We start from the raw sequence: 22,356 nt of genomic DNA on the forward strand, positions 1-22,356 counted from the left end.
GGTTAAAATTTAGTGTGTATTGCACGAACTAGCTGTTCATTCGTAAAAGCTCTTCTACATAATCTCTTTTATTGGAAAGTCGTGGTATTTTATGTTGACCTCCAAGTTTACCATTTGACTTTAACCAATCATAAAATAAATTCGTGCGGGCTACATGAACCAACGGTAAATTTAGGGTGATATTATTATTTCGCTTGGCCTCGTAATCAGAATTAAGGGATTTCAAAGCGCTATCAAAAATTTCAATAAAGATATCCAAATCTTTAGGTAAGGTTCTAAATTCTATAATCCATTCATGAGCTCCTTTTTTATTATCTACCATAAAAACTGGTCCGGCAGTATAATCCATTATTTCAGCTCCAGTTTGCATACATACTATTTTTAAAGCTTCTTCGGCATTTTCTATAATCAGTTCTTCTCCAAAAACATTTATATGATGTTTAGTTCTACCTGTTACCTTAATGCGATAAGGACTTTTAGAAGTGAAGCGCACGGTATCGCCAATTTTATAGCGCCACAATCCTGAATTGGTCGTTATGATAATCGCATAGTTCTTTCCAAGTTCAATATCCCATAATGGAATAGCTTCCTCTTGTAATGAACCATACACATCCATTGGAATGAATTCATAGAAAATCCCATAATCTAACATAAGTAAAAGGTCATCTGCGTCATTCCTGTCCTGAATTGCAAAAAATCCCTCTGATGCATTATAGATTTCGTAAAACCTAAAATTATCATTCGGAAGTATTTTTTTATACTGTTCCTTGTAAGGGTTAAAGTTTACGCCACCATGAAAGTACACTTCCAGATTTCCCCATACCTGAAATAGGTTTTCCTTTCCTGTTTCCTCTAAAACCTTATTCATCAACACCAACATCCAAGAAGGAACACCTGCAAGGCTTGTAACATTTTCCTGAACACTCTCATGGATAATCGCCATTAGTTTACTTTCCCATTCACTCATCAAGGAAACCTTATTACTAGGCGTACTACTATACTCTGCCCATAATGGCATATTATCGATTAGTATCGCAGACAAGTCCCCAAAGAAGGATCCGTTATCCTCATAAAGCTCCTTACTACCACCTAATCGCAAACTTTTACCGGTAAATAATTGTGAATTTTCATTATTGTTCAGGTAAAGGCATAATAAATCTTTACTAGATTTATAATGACAATCTTCAAGGGCCTCACCACTAACAGGAATGAACTTACTCTTGGCGTTTGTTGTTCCACTACTTTTGGCGAACAATTTTACTTTAGTGGGCCAGAAGAGATTTTGTTCTCCTTTGCGGGTACGCTCTATAATCGGCTCAAATTCCTCATACGTTACTATCGGCACTCGTTCTTTGAAACATCTATAAGATTCGATGGATTCAAATTCATATTGTCTACCAATTTCAGTGTCTTCCGCAAATTCCAATAACTGTAGTAGAACCTCCTCCTGTACCTCTTCAGGATATTTTAAAAAAAGTTCGATTTGATGAAAGCGTTTTTTCAACAACCAAGAGGCAATGGAATTAAATAAAGTAATTGGCATTTATAGGTATCTTTGTGTTGCTAAAAATAGCGTATCTAAGTATCATTTTCAAATTGATTATACATTAAGAAAACTCAACATGCAATACCAAGGCGTACTGAAAAAAATGCAGACAGAAATTGGGAGCCCAATTCAATACTATATGTTGTTTGACTCAGATTTTCTAAATGTAAATCAAGTTCTTGATAAAAATCTAAAAATAGAATTTATTAAATTTCAATGCCTTAATTGTGGTAATGACAAACCTATCTATAGACAAGGTTTTTGTAAAAAATGTTTTTTTGAGATACCTTCCGCAGGAGATTGGATCATGCGTCCAGAGTTAAGTACGGCCCATTTAGACCAAGAAGACCGAAATTTAGTATATGAAAAAAAGGTACAACTACAACCACATATTGTTTACTTAGCTAATTCAAGCAACGTTAAGGTGGGTGTAACTAGAAAAGGACAAATTCCCACTCGATGGATTGACCAAGGCGCACATGAAGCTATTGAAATCGCAGAAGTTCCAAATAGGTATCTGGCCGGTATTACTGAAGTTGCTTTAAAAAACCATGTGGGTGATAAAACGAATTGGCGTACCATGTTGACGAATACTGTGGTAGACGAAAACTTGCTAGAATGGCGTGATAAACTTAAACAATACATCCCTGAAGAAGCACTACCTTATTATCTAGATGATAAGATTGAAACCCAAATTAAATTTCCCGTATTGCAGTACCCTACCAAGGTAAAAAGCCTAAATCTTAGTAAAACCCCCTCATTTAAAGGAAAATTAAAAGGCATTAAAGCCCAGTATCTTATTTTTGAAGACAACACCGTTTTCAATGTAAGAGGGAGCGAAGGTTACTTTGTTGGTCTTACTGTTAATTAACCGTATCCTTTTTCTTCTTACCGAACAACCCCCCTAAGATATCTTTAGCCTTTTCTTTTACAACTTCTTGATCAGTCTTAACTGCGGTTGAGTCTTTTTTAACCGTTGTAGTATCTGCTGGTTTTTTGGTAGCTAAAATACCTCCTAAAACATCTTTCGCTTTCTGCTTATTCGAGGTCATATCCTTTTTAACTGAATCCGTTTTTGGTTGATTACCACTTAAAATACCACCAATTAAATCCTTAGCCTTATCGGTACCTTTAGTAATAAGCTTCTGTTTTTCAATTTCAATTAACTTCGTAGTCAATTGTTTAATACCAGAAGATAAATCTGTCGTTACTTGAGGGCTATTGTAAATACCACCAATAGCAGCAGTTATTGGTATAGTCAAATTTTGCAAGGCTGTATCATCTATTCGAGCTATCAATTTAGAAATCTCAGCACCTAAGTATTTTGCAGGAACTTGCAATGTCGCCTTGTAATTTAATTTTTTATCGAATGTATGACTACCATTCACGTTAATGGCGATATCCTTATAATTGATTTTGAAAGGTTTCACCGTAACGACACCATCCTTAAAAGTTAAAGAGGTTTTCAAATCTTTTAAATTCAACTGCTTTATATCGATAAAACTTAATTTACCAACAAGCGCATTCAACAAAGGAGCTGATTCCGTATTAATCTCATCGGTTGCAATATCTGCAAACAGATCACCACTTACTGATAATAAGTTGGGTAATAAATCGTCAGTCAAATTACCCGACAACGAAATATCAGAAGTAAGCTTTCCTTTCAACATTTGTGCTATAGGTGCCAATGACTTAAATAAGTCGATTGATTTAAAGGTTTCTTCAATTCCCACCTGATTCAAATCTAATTTCATTGCGAAGGTTGGAGTCTCACTTTTAGTTGACACCTCACCATTAAACCCCATCTTACCTCCAAAAAATTCAGAAGTCATATTAGTTAAAGTAGCGGTTTCATCTTTTATTTTCAATATTCCGCTGACATCTTTCAAAACTATATTATCATAAATAACCTGCTTTGCATTTGCATTAATAGTGGCGTCTAGGAAAGAGGGTATTTTGATTTTTTCATCTTTCACCACTCCCCCACTATTATTGGCACTCTTAACAGATGTGGTTGTAGTTTCCGCTACCATGAAATCACTCAGTGCAAATGTGTTCGATTTTAAGTTGAAATCACCTTCTACCTTTTCATCATTAAACATAAACCCTAAAAGGTTCTTAATGGTACCCGTTACGTCAAAATCAGTTTTTCCTGTAGTTCCATTTAAACTGTTTAGTGTAACCGTTGTCGGATTGAAGGTTAAACTTGCCTTTGTAAACTTTACAGGATTTGTCAGTTCCCCAGAGTTATATTCAAAATTATCAACACTTAAATTACCTACTGTATTGGTTTTTCCATATTGGTTTTTTTCTACGGAAGCCATATCAAAAGCAGTGGTAATATCAGCTTTCAACAACCCCTTTAAATCATATTCAGCAGGAACTGGATACGCTTTTGAAATATTCACCAAATTCATTGCTCCATCTACATGGGCTTTTACTTTTGTATTACCCATTAACTCTGTAACCTTAGCGGTAAGGTTAAACCGATCCTCATCGATCATGAACGAAGCTTTATGTATATCCACATACGTATCTTCTGTACTACCAGTAGTGTTATTTAATTGGATGTCTAGAAATACATTACGTACTACCTTGGGTAAATCTGGATACTTGAAAGATGCATTATCTGATTTAATCTCAATATTGAATTTAGGAATATGAGTTTCATCTACAATACCATTAAAATTACCGTTAACCGTAAATTCACCCGTAGTAGTTACATTCTGAATATTCTTCGAATAGATTGCTGGAATTACACCTAAGAAATTTTTAAAATCTGAAGAAGGTGTTTTAAAGGTTAACTCTATTTCTTGATTATCATCGTTAATAACTACAAAACCGTCAAATACAAGTGGCAGTTGATTCACTAAAGCCTCGTTCTTTAAGAAGGAATATTTGTTCTGATTTAAATCAATTCCAATCAAAGCTTCTAGTTTTACTTTGTTTTTATTCAGATAATTGACGCTATCCATTTCAAATGAAACCAAAGCATCGGTGTGTGTATCCAATTCTGATGTCGCCAACGATAAATCACCCGTCCCTTTATGCTGAAAGTCATCTACCATCAACGTAATACCCGCAAACTTATCCGTATAATAAATTCTTGAATTAGAAATTTTATATGACTGAAGGTCAAATGCAAAACCATCAGTATTTGTTAGCTCTTCGACCGCATTACTTTCTGAAGCTAATGCAATATCGTAATTGGCATTTTCTTCCTTATCGACCACTATATTTAAAAATGCACCTTCCAAGTTGATCGTATTGATAGCGATTGGGTCACCAGTACTTTTGAATAATTGCATAATACCCATGGTCAAGTTCAAATTATTTACTTTGAACAACGTATCACCTTCAAAGGGAGCCTTATTGATTAAAACAACATCTGAGAATTTTACTTCAGCATTAGGAAAACTACTAAACAAACTTAAATCTGCATCTGAAAAATCTAGCGTGGCCTTAACATTATTATTTACGTTGTTTTTAATAATTTCCCCAATCTTAGCTTCCAAGAAAAACGGGGCAGCAATTAATACTGCTATTACCAACAATAACACTGTTCCAACAATTTTCAATATTTTTTTACCCATCATCTATTTTACTTTATGTGTTTCCTCAAAATTATCTAACTCCAATTCTTCATTTGGTTTTAGCTTAAAACGTCTTCTTAATATATATACGAAGAAATAGAGAAAAGGGGTGTCTAAAAATGCTATAAAAATCTTAAAAATAAATCCACTTACCACAAGACCGAAAAAAATATCCCATGGTAAGACCTTAAAAACGCACAAGAGCCCCACTACGGTAAACGTATCTAAAAACTGCGAAAGAAAAGTTGAAAAATTATTACGCAACCACAAATACTTTCCGTTCGTAAGTTTTTTCCAAGAATGATAAATGGCAACATCTACATATTGAGCTAATAAATAAGCAATCATTGATGCTAAAACTGCTATAGGTGATAAAGCAAAAACTTGAGTGAACGTTTCATCATTTATAGGTGACGTAGGAATAGCAGGCGCTAACTCGGCCAATAAAATAATACCCATTGAAAAGAAGGATGCAAAAATACCGGCGGTCACGATTTGATTCGCCATTTTTCTACCATAAATTTCAGAAATAAGGTCTGTAATTAAAAAGGTTATTGGATACGGCAAAATACCTACGGATACTTCGAATAAGGAAACACCAAAGACAGTAAACCCACCGAACGGATTCCAATAAAAAAATTTCTGGAAAATAAGATTAGAAACCACCAAGGAAGTGATAAACAAAGCTCCCAAATACAAATAAATACGATACGCCAGCTTCCTATCCTTTAACGTCATTTTCTACTTAATATCTAACGTAAAAGGCATTCTGGCCTGTATCCCTTTTCGTTCTTTAAAAGATTTCAATTCCTTCAGAATTAAATAGGCCTCATCACCAATTTCATTCTTAATCAAATTCTCTTTGATTTGTATACTTGCGCCCTCCAAATCTTCCATAAAACGTTCAAAGCCACTTTTATATTTTGGAAACTTCTTAACACCATAAGACTCTAATTTAGCAATTTTAGCCGCGGCCGCTATAGCATCATCTAAATTACCTAATTCATCCACTAAGCCAATTTCTACCGCTTCGGTTCCGCTCCACACCCTACCCTGCGCAACACTGTCCACTTGAGCCATCGTCATATTTCTACCATCTGAAACCCGCTGCAAAAACGTTTGATAGGTTTCTTCTATACTTTCTTGAACTTGATTCTTGAAGCTTTCTTGCATGGGCTCAAAGAGTGAGTATTCAACAGCATTTTTATTGGTCCCAACTTGTTCTGCGTTAATCCCAACTTTGTCTGCGAGTTCAGTCATATTAGGCACCATTCCAAAAACACCTATTGACCCAGTTATCGTAGTTGGTTCCGCAAATATTTTATCAGCACCAGCGGCAATATAATATCCACCAGACGCTGCAACGTTACCCATTGAAACCACCACTGGCTTTACTTTCTTAGTAAGCGAAACTTCCCTCCAAATAATATCAGAAGTTAAGGCACTACCACCAGGCGAATTCACTCTTAAAACTACAGCCTTCACATTGTCGTCTTCACGTGCTTTTATTAACGCCTCATTGATTATTCCTTGACCAATAATATTCGGACCACCTTCTCCATAGAAAATTTCTCCTTGTGCGAAAACAACAGCAATCTTGTCATCGCCGTTTTTTAAATTCTTCTTGTTGGAATACTTTACATAATCATCTAAGGTGCTGTAATTAATGTCATTATCTTTTTTAACATCTAAAGCTTTAGACAATTTCCTCTCATATTCATCGTAAAAAATAACGTCATCGACCAAACCAGATTGTTTAGCATACTTAGGCATTCTTCCCCCTAATGTATCTGCTATAACATTTAAATCAGATTCAGAAATTGACCTAGTTCGTGCAATATCGGCCACCATAGAATTCCACAGAGATTGTAATAAGGCAGATAATTGAGTTCTGTTTGCTTCACTCATCATATTCTCCAAATAGGGTTCGACTGCACTTTTATATTTACCATGACGAATTACCTCCATTTTAACGCCAGATTTCTCCTGTAATTCTTTAAAATAAAGCACTTCAGTTGACAACCCTTTAAAATCAAGCACACCTACCGGATTCATAAAAATAGAATCTGCCACACTTGCTAAATAATAATCACGTTGCATATAGAAATCTGCGTACGCATATATAAATTTACCGTCTACCTTAAAATTTTCTAGTGAACTTCTAATCGCTTGGGTCTGAGCTAAGCCAGCCATAATGAAATTGTTATTTATGCTTATCCCCTTAATACGGTCATCATTTTTCGCAACCTCTATCGCATGAATTATTTCGTCCAACCCTTGTGATTTCTCAAATATGCCCGAAAAAGGATCCAACTCGTTCGTACCGGTATAGTCTGAAATAGGACGTTGTAACTGAAGTTCTAATATAGAATTATCTTCAATGGCAACCGTATCTTCACTGCTACCCAAAAGACTAATAAAAATCAAAAACATTACGAATAAGATTCCAAAAGCGAACAAGGAACCCAAAATAGAAGCTAAAAAATTTCTCAAAAAATTCATGTAAATTTTTCTTTTAAATAGTCAACAAAGATAACCAATGTGAATATGTTTTACTTATTTTGTTCTCTTATTATGAGAGTATACAAATCAGCATTTTTATCTATTGGAAGTAATTTAGGAAACAGGGAATTCCTATTACAAAAAGCTATTTTCGAAATAGTCAAAAAAACCGGAGAAATTAAACAGGTCTCGGCTATTTACGAAACAACTTCTTGGGGTTTTAAAGCCGAAGATTTTTTAAATGCATGTGTAGAAATTCAAACGTTATTGACGCCAGAAAATCTATTATCAGCCATTTTAGAAATTGAAAAAAAATTTGGTAGACTACGAAATGATAGCGAAGGCTATCAAAGTAGAACACTTGACATTGATATTATTTATTATGAGAAGGATATCATTGAAACATCCATTTTAACGGTACCACATCCTAAAATGCAAGACCGTAAATTCATTCTAAAGCCTTTGGCAGATATTACACCACAATTCTACCACCCCATACTAAACAAAGACACTAGAAATATTTTACAAGAATGCAAGGATAAAAGTGTGATTACAAGATCAACAAAAAAGCTATTTATAAACAGACATTCATTTTTCGCTAGTTTAGAATATGTAGCCATTGAAGGTAATATAGGTGCAGGGAAAACAACTTTAGCAACAAAAATTGCTGATGATTTTAATGCTAAATTGATTTTAGAACGATTTGCCGAAAACCCATTTCTTCCAAGCTTCTATGAAGACCAAGCCAGGTATGCTTTTCCATTAGAGATGTCATTCTTAGCAGATCGCTATCAACAATTTACAGAAGACACCAATCAACTAGATTTATTTAAAAGTTTTATGGTTAGTGATTATGATATTTACAAATCTCTCATTTTCTCAAAAGTAACCCTACAACAGAATGAGTTTGAACTGTATCGTAAAGTGTTTAACTTCATGTACAAAGAGGTTAAAAAACCAAGAATATACGTTTATCTATATCAAACCACAGAACGGCTATTACAACAAATCAAACAACGTGGTAGGGACTATGAACAGAACATTGATCTCTCATACCTGGAACGAATCAACAGAGGTTATTTTGATTTTCTAAAAACCTACCCTAAAGAAAATCAATTAGTTATAAACGTTAGCGAATTAGATTTTGTAAGCCAGAAAAGTGATTATAAAAACATATTGACTCAAATTGAAGATTTTGCATTAGCTTCCTTATCGTAACATATATTTACGCAATTTCTTGCGTAAATGAAAAGGTTTCACTTTATTGCAACTTGCTAATAGCAACTAACTAACTCAAACTATACTTAAAAACCTGGTCTACGACTAGGTTTTTTTATGCGTTTAATTTACTCCAGCAATCCCAAACCACTACGCCTACACTGACTGCAATATTCAAGGAATGCTTTGTTCCAAATTGAGGAATCTCCAACACCTCATCACTTTCAGAAACCACATTTTGGGACACTCCCTTAACTTCGTTTCCGAAAATAAGCACCTGCTTTTTATCCTTTGCAGGAATAAAAGAATTTAATTGAGTCGCATTCTCGGCTTGTTCCACTGAAACAACATAACAGTTTTCAGCCTTCAACTTTTCCACCAATGCATAAGTATCGGTCACGTATTCCCAATCTACACTTTCAGTAGCCCCCAAAGCGGTCTTATGTATGTCTTTATGCGGTGGTTGCGCAGTAATACCACACAAATATATTTTTTCTACTAGAAAAGCATCGGCCGTTCTAAATACAGAACCAATATTATTCAAGCTGCGAATATTATCTAAAACAATAATAACAGGAGTTTTCCCAGCAAGCTTAAATGCTTGAACATCCTTTCTATCCAATTCCTCATTTCTAAGTTTTCTCATACTTTTCTTTTCATTACTATTGGTAAATCAATACGATAAACTTATCCGCAAATATCAACAATGATTTAAAATCCATGGATAAAATCTTACTTTCGTGAAGGTGCAAAATTAATGAGATAAAGACAAAGTGGTGGATAAAAGCAAGACAAAAAAGGTGACCCCTTTAATGAAACAGTACAATACCATCAAGACCAAATATCCTGATGCATTATTACTCTTTCGTGTAGGCGATTTCTATGAAACTTTTGGTGAAGATGCTGTTAAGGCATCACGTATTTTAGGCATCATTCTAACCCACAGAAATAATGGCGGCGAACGTACCGAATTGGCTGGCTTTCCCCACCATTCCTTGAACACATATTTACCCAAACTGGTGAAAGCAGGACTACGGGTAGCTATCTGTGACCAACTAGAGGACCCAAAACAAACTAAAACTATTGTCAAAAGAGGTGTTACCGAATTGGTAACCCCAGGCGTGGCAATGAACGATGACATACTTCACGCCAAAACAAATAATTTTCTTTGTGCGATTCACTTTGGAAGAAAAAAAATCGGAATTTCTTTTGTCGACATATCAACAGGTGAGTTCTTAACCTCGGAGGGCGGGGAAGAACAAATCGATAAATTACTACAGAACTTTGCTCCAAATGAAGTTTTGCTTTCAAAGACACATAAAAAAGAGTTCACTGAAGTATTTGGTAAAAACCATCATCTATTTTATCTAGAAGACTGGGTGTTTCAAGAAGACTATGCTCTTGAAAACCTTAGGTCACACTTTAAAACAAACACCTTAAAAGGTTTTGGTGTTGATCATTTGTCTTGTGGTGTCATTGCTGCTGGCGTGATACTACATTATTTGGGAGAAACCCAACACCGGCAATTACAACACATTTCTAAATTACAACGTATTGCAGAAGATGATTATATTTGGATGGACCGGTTCACCATTAGAAACCTAGAACTTTATCATTCAAACAACGCAAATGCGGTAACACTTTTAGATGTTATTGACAAGACCATTTCGCCAATGGGAGGGCGTATGATCAAAAGGTGGTTGGCCTTACCTTTAAAAAACCTAGAGAAAATAAAAAGAAGACAACAGATTGTATCTTTTTTATATGATCAAGATGTAACTCTCGAAAAATTTCAGCACCATATTAAAGAGATGGGCGATTTGGAACGTTTAATTTCAAAAATCGCAACAGGAAAGGCAAACCCTAAAGAAGTAGTTCAACTAAAAAACTCATTGGAAGCTTTGATTCCAATCAAACAATTGGCAACCGCTTCTAAAAATGAAGCTTTAGCACTTACAGGCGATCAACTACAATCTTGCGACCTTTTGAGAGCGAAAATCAGAGAAATGCTTAGCGAAGATGCTCCCGTTAATCTAGCAAAAGGTAGCACAATTGCAACTGGTTTTTCTGAAGAGTTAGATGATCTTAGAGGATTAGCTACTTCAGGGAAAAACTATTTAAAAAGCATGTTAGAACGGGAGACCGCCGCAACCGGTATAAGCTCTCTTAAAATTGCCTCGAACAATGTATTTGGCTATTACATAGAAGTTAGGAACACCCATAAAGATAAAGTGCCAGACACTTGGACCCGTAAACAGACCTTAGTTAATGCAGAACGTTATATTACAGAAGAGTTAAAAGAATATGAAGCAAAAATACTAGGTGCGGAGGACCGAATATTAAGTTTGGAGCAACAATTATTTTCTCAGTTGGTCGTATGGATGCAAGAATATATTGCCCCCGTACAGCGTAACGCACAGCTTATTGCACAGCTTGACTGCCTCTGTGGTTTCGCCCAGTTAGCAAAAGAAAATGCATATAACTGCCCCGAACTTAATGACTCCACAGATTTACAAATAACTGATGGTAGGCATCCGGTTATCGAGAAACAACTTCCTTTAGGAGAACAATATATCACCAACAACCTACAGTTAGATCGATCTAACCAACAATTCATTATGATTACCGGCCCCAATATGAGTGGTAAATCCGCATTATTGCGACAAACTGCCTTGATTGTACTACTTGCACAAATGGGGAGTTTTGTACCTGCTGAGCGCGCACAAATAGGTGTAGTCGATAAAATATTTACACGGGTGGGTGCAAGTGATAATATTTCGATGGGAGAATCAACGTTCATGGTTGAAATGAACGAAACCGCATCTATACTTAATAATCTTTCTGAACGCAGTCTCGTTTTATTAGATGAAATTGGTAGAGGTACTAGTACGTATGATGGTATATCTATAGCATGGGCTATTTCCGAGTATCTACATGAGCACCCTGCTAGAGCTAAAACAATGTTCGCCACCCATTACCATGAACTTAATGAGATGACGAATACTTTTAATCGCATTAAAAACTTTAATGTGTCAATTAAAGAATTGAAGGATACTGTTTTATTTCTGCGAAAATTGGTGCCTGGTGGTAGTGAACATAGTTTTGGTATTCATGTTGCAAAAATGGCAGGAATGCCACAACAAGTAATTCAAAAAGCCAATAAAATTTTAAAAAAGCTAGAAAGTTCGCATGCAAATGGTGAATTGGGCGACCAACTTAAAAGCACATCGAATGAAATGCAACTTAGCTTTTTCAATTTAGATGATCCATTATTGGAAGAAATTAAAGAGGAAATCACTCATTTAGACATAGATACCTTAACTCCAGTAGAAGCATTAATGAAATTAAACGAGATTAAACGATTGCTTACGAAGAACCAGAAAGCGACCTCTTAATATTTTTTATTTCTTTTGCTTAAAATTACTTTGGTTTTTACATAATTGTGTTAAATTTGCACCCGCATCTTTTCAGAGATGTACGTTCTTATAACTTGCGAAAATAGCTCAGCTGGTAGAGCGCCACCTTGCCAAGGTGGAGGTCGCGGGTTCGAATCCCGTTTTTCGCTCATAAAATGTTGATTATCAGCATTTTTTATTTAAATACCAAGTATGCTCGAGTGGTGGAATTGGTAGACACGCCGGACTTAAAATCCTGTGCTCTTTGGGGCGTGCGGGTTCAAGTCCCGCCTCGAGTACTAAAACCCTTGTTAATCGTTTGATTTTCAAGGGTTTTTTATTTTATCCTTAATGGTAAGATTTACTACGTGATTCTTTTAACCTAATTAAATTTGAAATTATACGGTATTCATTACCTTTAAATTTGATTTTAATTAGATTTTAATTAGATGCTAAAAAATATATTTAAAGTTATAGGAACCTTATTACTTGTGTTATTCACGCTGATTGTAGCTTGTAATTTCACAATATCTAATACTACTGAAGACAAAACGTACTCTGATATAAATACAATCCCAACGAATAGAGTGGGCCTGATATTAGGAACGTCTAGTAGAACTACTGATGGCTCCTCCAACCCTTACTATACACACCGAATAGATGCTGCGATAACACTATATCAGGCAGGTAAGATTAAATTCATATTGGTTAGTGGTGATAATGAAACCATTTATTACAATGAGCCAAATACAATTAAAAAAGATTTGGTTAAGGCAGGTATTCCTGAACACGTCATCTTCTTAGACTATGCGGGATTTCGGACTTTAGATTCTATGGTTCGTGCCAAGTTTATTTTTCGCCTAGATAAGGTTACTGTAATCTCCCAAAAATTTCATAACGAAAGGGCTATTTATATAGCGCAGCAAAAAGGGTTAAACGCAATTGGTTTTAACGCCGAAGATCTATCTACTACCCAAGGGTTCAAGGTTCAGTTAAGAGAATACTTTGCACGTGTGAAAGTTTTTATAGACATTCTATTAAACACACAACCTAAATTTTATGGAGATTCCATAGAAATTAAATAGTTTTCAAGGCATTACATAAATAGTTTAAATTTATGGGCACCAACCAATTCCATGAACCGTGTCAAAAACCAAAATACTACTACGAAATTTAGGACCTGGGCTATTATTCGCAAGTATGGCCATAGGAACTTCCCATTTAGTGCTATCTACAAAGGCTGGCGCACAATATGGTTGGATTATGGTTATCCCAATTATTTTATCCAATATTTTAAAATATCCATTTTTTGAATTTGGAGTTCGCTATACCAGTGTTACGAATAAAACATTAATTGAAGGCTATTTAAACCGTGGAAAAGGTTATTTATGGTTTTATGCAGGAATCACTTTATTGACAACGTTTACAATATTAGCAGCCTTATATACGGTTACAGCGGGGTTATTCATTAACCTTTTTAAGGTCAGTAATAGTTCTATTGTAACTGTTGCCCTTTGGCTCTTCACTCTTATAAGCGCTATTCTTATTTTTGGAAAATACAAGTTCTTAGAACTAAGCCTAAAATTTGTAGTTAGCATATTATTCATTGCTTTAGTGGTGACCACAGTTTTAGTATTATTTCAAGGACCGGTACAGCATATTCCCAATTTTGAACCTACACCTATTTTTAATGAAGTAGGTCTTCTGTTTTTAATTGGATTAATGGGATGGATGCCCACCACTGTAGAAGCTTCAAGCTGGATTAGTCTTTGGAGTATCGAAAAATGGAAAAATCAGGAAAAGCCAAGCCTTAAAGAATCATTGCAGGAATTCAATATTGGCTATAGTATTACTGCTATACTAGCTGTCTTCTTTATGATAATTGGTTGGTTTACCTTGTATGGAACCAATATACAACTCAGTAATAACGCTGTAAGTTTCGCAGACCAAGTAGTGCTATTATTTACTGAACATATTGGTTCTTGGGCCTATATTTTTATTGCGATATCTGCATTCGCAACTATGTTTAGCACCTGCATGACTGCCCATGATGCTGTAACGAGGGTCAGCTTGGACATCTTAGACCTATTAATTCCTACAAAACAACTGAGCGGTAGTAAAATAGCATTTGGCGTTGGTGTTCTCCTCTTAGCGTTGATCAACTTTATCGTAATCGCTGCATTTGGCGCTAATATGGGTGATTTAGTCGCTTTGGCCACCTTCGTATCCTTCATCGTAGCCCCAATAATCGGCTATATGAATTTAAAAAATGTTACTAGTAATGATTTGGATCCAAAATACAGGCCTAGTAAAAATCTTAAATTATTGACGTACATAGGCATACTCTTCTTGTCCTGTTTTTCGCTGTATTATTTTTATACCGTGATATTTTAACCGCACTAAAACGGTAATCAATCAACAACGATTAAAGTACGTTCATTTTGTTTATGAAGAAAATCCAAACAATACGCCCCATTAGTACAATTATTCTGAATCATTTCTTCTCCATACCCAATGGTTTCCATAATAGCACCGGACGATAAACCATTCTTCAATAAATAATTCTTGATAGCATTAGATCTATCTTGAGATAGTTTTTTATTGTATGAGTTACTGCCCCTACTATCCGTATACGTCTCAATTCGTAATTTTAGTTGAGGGAATCGTAGCACAGCATCTACTATCTTATCAAGCTCAGCTGCTATTTGAGTGTTTACTTCTACTTTGCCCTTATCAAAATAAAACTTATTCAGTTTTAATACGTTTTTCCCTTCCTGTTCAGCCAATAAGTCTTCCATTTTAACCAATCCAATGTTGTAAGGGATAATTTGAATTTTCTCCATAACTTCCTCGGAGTATGCGGTTGAAAAAATCGAATACCCATCTTTGCTCGCCTGTATAGTCAGTTGCGACTGCCATGGCACTTCAACCCTAAAATCACCACCTGCAGTTGAAAACGTTTCCCTTATTACTTCGCCTCGATTGTTTAACAACTTAATTTGAGTTCCTTCCAAACCAACTTTATTGGTTAGATTAACAACCTTTCCCCTTAGTGCAAATGTCTTTAGACCAGGAACCTCCTGCATCGTAACACTAAAAATATCATCACCCCCTTTACCTCCCTTTCTATTGGAAGAAAAATATCCAGATAAGGCCTTATTCTGACCTTCTTTTATAATGAAGCCAAAATCATCGGATGATGAATTAATTCCATTTCCAAGATTGACAGGTATCGTATACGAATCATTTACTATCATATTTGATTTATAAACATCCATTCCTCCAAGGCCATAAAAAATATCGGAAGAAAAATATAAACTCCCATTAAAAATATAAGGGGCTATTTCATTACCCGGTGAATTTATTCTTGGTCCAAGATTTGTTGGAGCAGACATTATCTGACCGTTATTGGTATATACGTAGTACAAATCTGTACCTCCATAACTATCGTCAAAATTAGCCGCAAAATAAAGTCGTTCCGTTTTGTCATCAAAGAAAGGATAATAAAAAGACGTACTTAAATCCTTTAGCAAAAATCTAAACTGCCCGCTATTTGTCAATGTTCCAATAGATAATGCATTTTTTCCATTTTCATTATACGCAAGTTCTCCATCTTCTGTGTTAGACAAAACATAAAAGAACGTCGCTAATTTATCCGAAAAATAGGGCGTGGATTGATGAAACTGTGATTCAGGTATTTTATCAAAAGGCGCTACTTCGGTCAAATCGCCATTGGCATTCAACGTTCCAAAGTAAATATCCAAATACGACTCTCCTGAAGGCTCATAGACCTTTTTAGCTTTCTGTATTCTACTACTACTAAAAAGTAATCCATTTTTAAAAAAGGCAGGTGAAAAATCACCTTGCGGACTGTTAAGTCCTATATTTTTTATCAAACTATTATTGTTTTCAATTGGAAGCTCTAAAAGGCTGTAATTAAACTCCGCATTTTCTAAAAGCTCAGGAGACAATAAATCCGTTTTAGACCTTAGAAAAGTTTTGACCTTATCCTTTTCAGAATTCTTGGAAAGACTTTGAAGCATTTTATTAAACCGATGAACAGATATTATAGTATCATTCTTATTCACCTCTAAATAGAGTTCGGCCGCATTGTTAAAACTGCCAGTATTGAAATACGAATCTGCTAGGTTTAATAACTGGTGATTCGTTAACGGACTTTTATCCATTTCACCTTTATACGCTGCTATTGCTTTTTCGTATTGATATCCAAAATATAGATTATCGGCTTTAGATTTTTTAACCTGAGCCATTACCATTAATGGAACACTAAATAGAATTACTATGATTAATTTAAATCTCATTGTTGTTCACTTTAAAAAAATCGAGGGGAATCAATTTGTTTTGGTTTGCCTTTAGCATTCTTTTCGTTACCTCCTTTAGATCTAGCACTACCACCTTTGCCTAAATAGAATTTGAGAATAACTTCATGTGATCCATTATTAAATTCTCCAAGTAAATTTGTGTTGTAATCATACGAATAGCCTAAAAATAATGCGTTGGAAATTTGAAAACCCGCCAACCCACTAAAAGCATTCTCCAAACGATAAGATACACCTGCGGTAACTACATCGGAAATCAGCACGTTGGTTGATACGTTTACATTAAGTGGTGCGCCTTTAAGCGAATTGATTAAAAATGCTGGCTTAAACTTAAGGTTCTCTGAAATATCGAAGACATAGCCTCCAATAAAATTAAACTGAAGCTTATCCTCAACTATGGAAGCAACATCATCATTATACACCCCTTCAGTCAAGAAATTAGGTGCAGAAGCTCCCAAATACCAATTTTCGGAATACAAAAAAGCACCCGCACCAATGGTTGGGTAGAATTTACTCAACATTTCCCCATTAAGGTTTTCCCCTGGATTCTCGAAAGTTCCTTTTGTTAAATCAACGTTTAAAAAAGACCCCCCTGCATCGATACCAAATGACAATTTAGTATCATCGGTAACCCTTACCTGATAAGAGTATGATATATCGGCATAAGTTTGCGACACAGGGCCTAATTGATCGCTAATTACATTAAGCCCTATCCCTACTTTTTCATTTTTAAAAGGTAGGTTAGCTCCAAACCGAAAGGTTCTTGGAGCCCCAGGTATGTTTATCCATTGTGCTCTATATAATCCTGATAATTCTGGTGTTTCTACCGTACCCACATAGGCTGGGTTAAAACTACCTATGTTATACATATATTGGGTATACTGTGGTTCTTTCTGTGAAAATGCTTGAAAGCCTATCAGAGAAAATAGCAAAAACGCTACAATATAACTTGATTTATTAAAGTTATAATCTATCATATATTTTATCTAATAAGCTGTATCCAACCCTTATCAAGAATTTCGGGTTCATTATTAAGGCTATAATTCATAATATAAAAATAGGTTCCTTTAGGCACTTCATTACCCTTATAAGTCCCATCCCAAACATCTCCATCGTTCACCTTCTCGGTCTCAAATACAAGATTACCATAACGATCATAGATTTTTATCTTATATCGAATTGAAACGTTAAGGTTAGTTTCAGGATCTTCTAGATTGATACGTAATATTTCATTCTGATTATTCCCATTTGGCGAAAATTGATTGTAAAGAAATCCTGGGTCTGCCGGACTCTTTCCTATGACTTCAACCTCAACCGTTGCAGCATCGTTTAAAGGGTTACCATCTCTAGGAGATGAACGCAATAGTTCTGCCGTGTTGTTAAATGTACCTTTTACTGGTACTCTAGCCATTATACGCAAGGTGGCTGTTTTATCAAGGTCTAACACTGGTATTCTCCATTCTCCAGTAGCCTCATTGTACGTACCATTAAAGTCTGATTCAGCAGAAATAAATTCAAATCCGTTTTCAATCAAAATCAAATCACGAATTACGATATCGTTCACAACATCTGATTGGGAACTATTAGTGACCCGAATCAAAAACTCCATCTCATCCCCTACTAACACTTTTTCAGGTCTCGCCTCTTTAGTGATTTCTAAATCTACACCTTCCGGCACATCAACGTTCAATTGAACTGTATCTATATTGTTTTCAAGACTCTCATCAATAGGTAGCGAGGCCAAAAGCTCAGCAGTATTGCTATAATCACCGTCTTCTGTTAGCATTACTGTTATTTGAAGTGTTTCTGTTCGTGCAGGTAATAGTTCAGAAACAACCCATTCACCGGAAACCTCTGAATAGGTGCCTAACGTAGCTTCACTAGCTACAAATTCAAAACTCATTCCCAATAAATCACCCACAATCACATCAATTGCAGCTCTAGATTGATCTAAGTTTGTTACGCTGATGACAAAAACAACCGTATCGCCAAGAACGGCATCTATACTATCTACACTTTTCGTTATCTCTAAATCAATGGGCAAACAATTAGGATGCTCAGCATTTGGGTCACAAGGATTGTCTGGGTCTGAGCCATTCGCAAGCTCATCGGTATCCGTAATATCATCGCTGTCGAAATCACAAAGCCCGTTTTGCCGGTTTGGCAAACACGGATTATTATTTGCAGGATCTTGTTGGTCATTCACACCATCATTATCGGCATCTTCAATAGTAGAATCCAACGCATCGATTATACCATCATTATCCTCATCTAAAGGGTTTGCAACATCCACACCAACCTCATCACCATCATTAATACCATCACCATCGGTATCAGGATTCGTTGGGTCGGTTCCCAAGGTAGCTTCTTGTCCACCCAATAAACCATCTCCATCATCATCCGTCTCACAATTACTCACCAATATGGTCACATCTACAGCAACATTTGCACAAGGCAATGTAGAATTTGTGGTCGTAAACGTAAAAATATAATCCCCGGCAATTAAATCCGAAAAATCAATACTATTAGAAGTTGGAATGGTTATAGATTGTGATGGATCTGTGCTAATAGTCCATACCCCTTCACCTTCACCTACCAGTCTATCACCTAAGTTTACTATTGTTGGTCCATTTGCAGCTATGTTACAAATAGAGGTGTTGGAAGCTGTTCCTGTAGTGGCCTGAAAACCGATGGTTGCTATAACTTCGACACGTTCTGAAAAACAACCATTCTCTTCAGCCTCAGCAAAATATGAACGGGTCACATTTAAAGCTGGAGTTGTAAAATCATTTCCACTTGTTAGAGGTGTGTCTGCGTCAATAGTGGCATACCAATTTATGGAAGCTCCATCATTAGATTCAGCACTTAACAAAACTGTTCCTGGGCCGCAACGTTCATTATCGGTGACACTGACCAACGTTGGAATGACATTACTTACAATCTGCACTTCAATCGTTCCACTTGCACAATTATTAGCTTCGTCATAAAAAAATCCATAAAAAGAGCCCTGTGAGCTTATATTCTGGGCTTCTGCAGGTACTAAATGAGATTCAATATTTAAAGGTTCAGAAACTCTACTCCAAGTTAAAACTGTTCCATCAGGGGCTGGAGTATTCGTATAAGAAAATAAGTTTACCGATAATTCTTGGCTTTCATTCAAACAAAACACCGAAGAAACGGAATCATCCAAAATTGGGGCAGCTACACAATTATCATCATCATTTATGGTACCTGTCGCCGTGCCACTATTTGCTGTTTGTACGTTATTTGTTGGTACTCCTAATTCAATAGTAAAAATTTCTGTATCCTCTAGAAGTTGATCATTTATAATAGATACGTTAATGGTCTTTGTTTCATTGGCTGTACCTGTAAAAGTTAAGGTACCTGCCGTGCCTGTATAATCTGTTCCACCACCAATTGCCGTATCATCCTCAAATGAATAGGTAACTGTTGTTCCTCCAACAACGACAATATCAAGTATCACATTGAACAACAATTCTCCAGAGGCTAAATCTTCATTTACGGTCACATTAGCCACACTTAATGAGGCTTGGTCATTATCATTAATATTTACGGTTGCAGTACGACTTGCAGGTGTCCCTAAGTCATAACCAGACCCTGTACCTAGGGTAATTATAACATTTTCCTGACCCTCTTGTATCTGGTCATTTAATGGGGTTATTATTATTTTAGCATTCTGCTCTCCATCCTCAATACGTACAGTGTTAGTATCGATTGCTGTATAATCTGTAGTATTTAAAGCAGTACCACTAATCACATAATTTACGATTATAGGACTCCCTGTGATATTAGGCACACTCAAACTAACTGTAAATTCACCAGGTACAATACTACCATTACTTTCTGCAGCAGTATTGTCAGTTGCTGTTATTCTCGCAACAGGGTCATCATTATCTAAAATTGTAACTAATGCTATATTTTGTGAATTTATTCCAAAGACTGCATTACTAGTACCCGTTATTGTAAGTCTAACATTTTCGGTCCCTTCAACCAAATTATCATCAATCGGAACAATTGTAATATCTCTAGTTGTTTGAACAGCATTAAAAACAGCAGTACCAGTTACCGTATAATCCGTTCCTGAAATTGCAGTACCAGTTAAAGAATAATTAACCGTTAGGTTTGACCCTGTATTATTGGGCTTATCTAAAGTAAGCCTAAAAGACCCACTAACAGACCCTTGTTCATTTGCAGTTGCATTTTGAGACTGAACACTCACTGTGCCACTATCGTTATCTAAAATAGTAACCGTGTCAGATTGGGTGTTTACAGCTCCTAAATCATATAGATTTGATGAATCTGTGAGTGTCAATAAGACCGTTTCACTCCCTTCAACTAAAGCATCATTTACAGGAGTAACAGTAACTAAAACCGAAGAACCATTTATAGGAATATTTGCCGTACCTGATAAGGTTGCAAAATCTGTTGTATTTAAAGCACTACCGCCTATTGAATACGTAATTGGAATAGCTGAACCCGTTGTATTTTGGCTATCTAAAGAAATCGTAAATTGGCCTGTAGCAGTATTGGTTTCGGATGCATTAGGATCATTTGCTGTTATTGTAGCGATATATATGTCGTCATCTTCAATGAAACCAGTCGCAGTATCAGAATCATCAACTAATGCATCGCTAGAAGTTAACGATACGGTAAATGTTTCAGTCCCTTCAACCAAATTGTCATTTTCGGTATCTACATCTACATTTCTACCTTGAGCTGCAGAACCACTAAAACTCAATATTTGTGGATCACTTTCATAATCTACATCACCGCCAGTTGCACTTACATCTGTAAAATTCACCGTAACGGTAAATGGATTAGGGACTGCCAAATTATTAATAACTCTAAAACGCATTCTATCTCCTTCGGTTTCAGTTACATTCTCTATGGTAATATTCCCTACATCGTTATCATTAATTGTTCCAGTAGCTGTATCTGTTGCATCAACATTAGGGTTGTTAGCATTGAGATTGACGTTAAACGTTTCGTTATTTTCAATAACATTATCATTTAATGTAGGCACTGAAAAACTCTGAGTTTGAGAATTTACAGTAAAGGTGACAGTTTGAGTTCTACCATCATAATCATCAGGCACTGCCAAACCAGCTCCTCCTTTAGTTGCAGTTCCTCCAGAAAAATCAACTGTTACATCATAATCATATTGCACAGCTTTGTCAGAAGTAATAGTAAATACCAGACCAACACCTTCAACTGCTGAGGCATCTGCAATCGTCAAAGTTGCAAAGTCGTCGTCCGCAATAGTAACTGTAGCTTTGTTATTCGCACTTACAGTATAACCTGTACCATCAATCAGTTCAACATTCACTGTTTCGGTCCCTTCAACCAATACATCTTGAAGGGTTGTACTTACATTTATATATGCAAAACCTCCAAATTCATTATAGGTGACATCTACCGAACTAGGTAATGATTCATAATCTGAACCTGGAGTAGCTGTGCCTACCAAAACAAGATAATCGACCGTAATTGTTCCAGAACTAGAAAAGGGAGCTACCGAAACTATAAATCTACCTGGAGTTGCACTACCCTCAGTAGCGTTTCGATTATTTGCAATAGAAACAGTTTGGGCAAAAATACTTTGTAATGAGACACATAAAAATAAGAATCCAAAAATTAATAGAAACCTCTTAAAATCTCCACTAATATTAGAATATAACAAACTATAATATAATTTTATTTTCATAGCACAAATATTCATTTCCATTTTCTCATTTGGAAAA

13 protein-coding genes and 2 tRNA genes are annotated in these 22,356 nt (G+C 35.8%); 7 read left to right on the forward strand and 8 right to left on the reverse strand.

Going from position 1 to position 22,356, the window contains the following annotated elements; all coding sequences use genetic code 11:
- Window positions 1-28: 28 nt before the first annotated feature.
- Entirely contained in the window at window positions 29-1,543 is a 1,515-nt protein-coding gene (locus tag ES765_RS02010; protein ID WP_138110924.1) for a GH3 auxin-responsive promoter family protein, read from the reverse strand.
- Window positions 1,544-1,622: 79 nt separating this feature from the next.
- Here ES765_RS02010 and ES765_RS02015 point away from each other — a divergent pair, with 79 nt between their 5' ends.
- Window positions 1,623-2,417, forward strand: a complete 795-nt coding sequence (locus ES765_RS02015) for a DUF2797 domain-containing protein (protein ID WP_138111063.1) — start codon at window positions 1,623-1,625, stop codon at window positions 2,415-2,417.
- Here ES765_RS02015 and ES765_RS02020 read toward each other — a convergent pair.
- The 3 genes from ES765_RS02020 to sppA are packed head-to-tail and all read right to left on the reverse strand — an operon-like array spanning window position 2,410 to window position 7,641.
- Window positions 2,410-5,142, reverse strand: a complete 2,733-nt coding sequence (locus ES765_RS02020; RefSeq protein ID WP_317131385.1) for an AsmA-like C-terminal region-containing protein — start codon at window positions 5,140-5,142, stop codon at window positions 2,410-2,412. The two genes, ES765_RS02015 and ES765_RS02020, sit on opposite strands and share 8 nt — an antisense overlap.
- Window positions 5,143-5,877 carry a queuosine precursor transporter gene (locus ES765_RS02025; protein WP_138110925.1) on the reverse strand — a complete coding sequence of 245 codons (735 nt, stop codon included), beginning with the start codon at window positions 5,875-5,877 and terminating at the stop codon, window positions 5,143-5,145.
- A 3-nt stretch (window positions 5,878-5,880) separates the two neighbouring features.
- The gene (sppA, locus tag ES765_RS02030; protein ID WP_138110926.1) at window positions 5,881-7,641 is read right to left on the reverse strand and encodes a signal peptide peptidase SppA; all 1,761 of its coding nucleotides are present in this window, start codon (window positions 7,639-7,641) and stop codon (window positions 5,881-5,883) included.
- A gap of 72 nt (window positions 7,642-7,713) precedes the next feature.
- Here sppA and folK point away from each other — a divergent pair, with 72 nt between their 5' ends.
- A complete protein-coding gene (folK, locus tag ES765_RS02035; RefSeq protein WP_138110927.1) occupies window positions 7,714-8,859 on the forward strand; it encodes a 2-amino-4-hydroxy-6-hydroxymethyldihydropteridine diphosphokinase in 1,146 nt (381 codons plus the stop codon).
- Between the two features lie 115 nt (window positions 8,860-8,974).
- Here the strand turns inward: folK and ES765_RS02040 are convergent, their stop codons facing one another.
- Entirely contained in the window at window positions 8,975-9,505 is a 531-nt protein-coding gene (locus tag ES765_RS02040; RefSeq protein ID WP_138110928.1) for an RNA methyltransferase, read from the reverse strand.
- Window positions 9,506-9,671: 166 nt separating this feature from the next.
- Here ES765_RS02040 and mutS point away from each other — a divergent pair, with 166 nt between their 5' ends.
- The 5 genes from mutS to ES765_RS02065 all read left to right on the forward strand — a co-directional run bounded on the left by mutS (window position 9,672) and on the right by ES765_RS02065 (window position 14,648).
- Window positions 9,672-12,254: a DNA mismatch repair protein MutS gene (gene mutS / locus ES765_RS02045; RefSeq protein ID WP_138110929.1), complete on the forward strand. Its 2,583-nt coding sequence runs from the start codon at window positions 9,672-9,674 to the stop codon at window positions 12,252-12,254.
- Window positions 12,255-12,351: 97 nt separating this feature from the next.
- A tRNA-Gly gene (locus tag ES765_RS02050) sits at window positions 12,352-12,424 on the forward strand.
- A gap of 45 nt (window positions 12,425-12,469) precedes the next feature.
- Window positions 12,470-12,553 (forward strand) — tRNA-Leu (locus tag ES765_RS02055).
- 150 nt (window positions 12,554-12,703) lie between these two features.
- On the forward strand, window positions 12,704-13,339 hold the full coding sequence (locus tag ES765_RS02060; protein WP_138110930.1) for a vancomycin high temperature exclusion protein: 636 nt from the start codon (window positions 12,704-12,706) through the stop codon (window positions 13,337-13,339).
- Between the two features lie 58 nt (window positions 13,340-13,397).
- Entirely contained in the window at window positions 13,398-14,648 is a 1,251-nt protein-coding gene (locus ES765_RS02065; protein WP_138110931.1) for an NRAMP family divalent metal transporter, read from the forward strand.
- A gap of 17 nt (window positions 14,649-14,665) precedes the next feature.
- Here ES765_RS02065 and ES765_RS02070 read toward each other — a convergent pair whose 3' ends face one another.
- The 3 genes from ES765_RS02070 to ES765_RS02080 are packed head-to-tail and all read right to left on the reverse strand — an operon-like array spanning window position 14,666 to window position 22,319.
- Complete coding sequence (locus ES765_RS02070; protein ID WP_138110932.1) at window positions 14,666-16,576, reverse strand: OmpA family protein; 1,911 nt, start codon at window positions 16,574-16,576, stop codon at window positions 14,666-14,668.
- An 11-nt stretch (window positions 16,577-16,587) separates the two neighbouring features.
- Window positions 16,588-17,571 (reverse strand): type IX secretion system membrane protein PorP/SprF, encoded by a 984-nt coding sequence (locus tag ES765_RS02075; protein WP_138110933.1) that lies wholly within the window; start codon window positions 17,569-17,571, stop codon window positions 16,588-16,590.
- Between the two features lie 5 nt (window positions 17,572-17,576).
- Window positions 17,577-22,319, reverse strand: coding sequence for a Calx-beta domain-containing protein (locus tag ES765_RS02080; protein WP_171017206.1), 4,743 nt, complete (start codon window positions 22,317-22,319; stop codon window positions 17,577-17,579).
- Window positions 22,320-22,356 lie beyond the last annotated feature (37 nt).

It is taken from the genome of Maribacter sp. ACAM166 (genome assembly GCF_005771495.1).
In the GTDB taxonomy this organism is placed as follows: Bacteria; Bacteroidota; Bacteroidia; order Flavobacteriales; family Flavobacteriaceae; genus Maribacter.

Coding starts and splice junctions, on each gene's coding strand:
- sppA (WP_138110926.1), bottom strand. CDS start 7,641: ATGAATTTTTTGAGAAATTTTTTAGCTTCTATTTTGGGTTCCTTGTTC.
- ES765_RS02060 (WP_138110930.1), top strand. CDS start 12,704: ATGCTAAAAAATATATTTAAAGTTATAGGAACCTTATTACTTGTGTTA.
- mutS (WP_138110929.1), top strand. CDS start 9,672: ATGAAACAGTACAATACCATCAAGACCAAATATCCTGATGCATTATTA.
- ES765_RS02040 (WP_138110928.1), bottom strand. CDS start 9,505: ATGAGAAAACTTAGAAATGAGGAATTGGATAGAAAGGATGTTCAAGCA.
- ES765_RS02010 (WP_138110924.1), bottom strand. CDS start 1,543: ATGCCAATTACTTTATTTAATTCCATTGCCTCTTGGTTGTTGAAAAAA.
- ES765_RS02075 (WP_138110933.1), bottom strand. CDS start 17,571: ATGATAGATTATAACTTTAATAAATCAAGTTATATTGTAGCGTTTTTG.
- ES765_RS02020 (WP_317131385.1), bottom strand. CDS start 5,142: ATGATGGGTAAAAAAATATTGAAAATTGTTGGAACAGTGTTATTGTTG.
- ES765_RS02070 (WP_138110932.1), bottom strand. CDS start 16,576: ATGAGATTTAAATTAATCATAGTAATTCTATTTAGTGTTCCATTAATG.
- ES765_RS02025 (WP_138110925.1), bottom strand. CDS start 5,877: ATGACGTTAAAGGATAGGAAGCTGGCGTATCGTATTTATTTGTATTTG.
- ES765_RS02080 (WP_171017206.1), bottom strand. CDS start 22,319: ATGAAAATAAAATTATATTATAGTTTGTTATATTCTAATATTAGTGGA.
- folK (WP_138110927.1), top strand. CDS start 7,714: ATGAGAGTATACAAATCAGCATTTTTATCTATTGGAAGTAATTTAGGA.
- ES765_RS02015 (WP_138111063.1), top strand. CDS start 1,623: ATGCAATACCAAGGCGTACTGAAAAAAATGCAGACAGAAATTGGGAGC.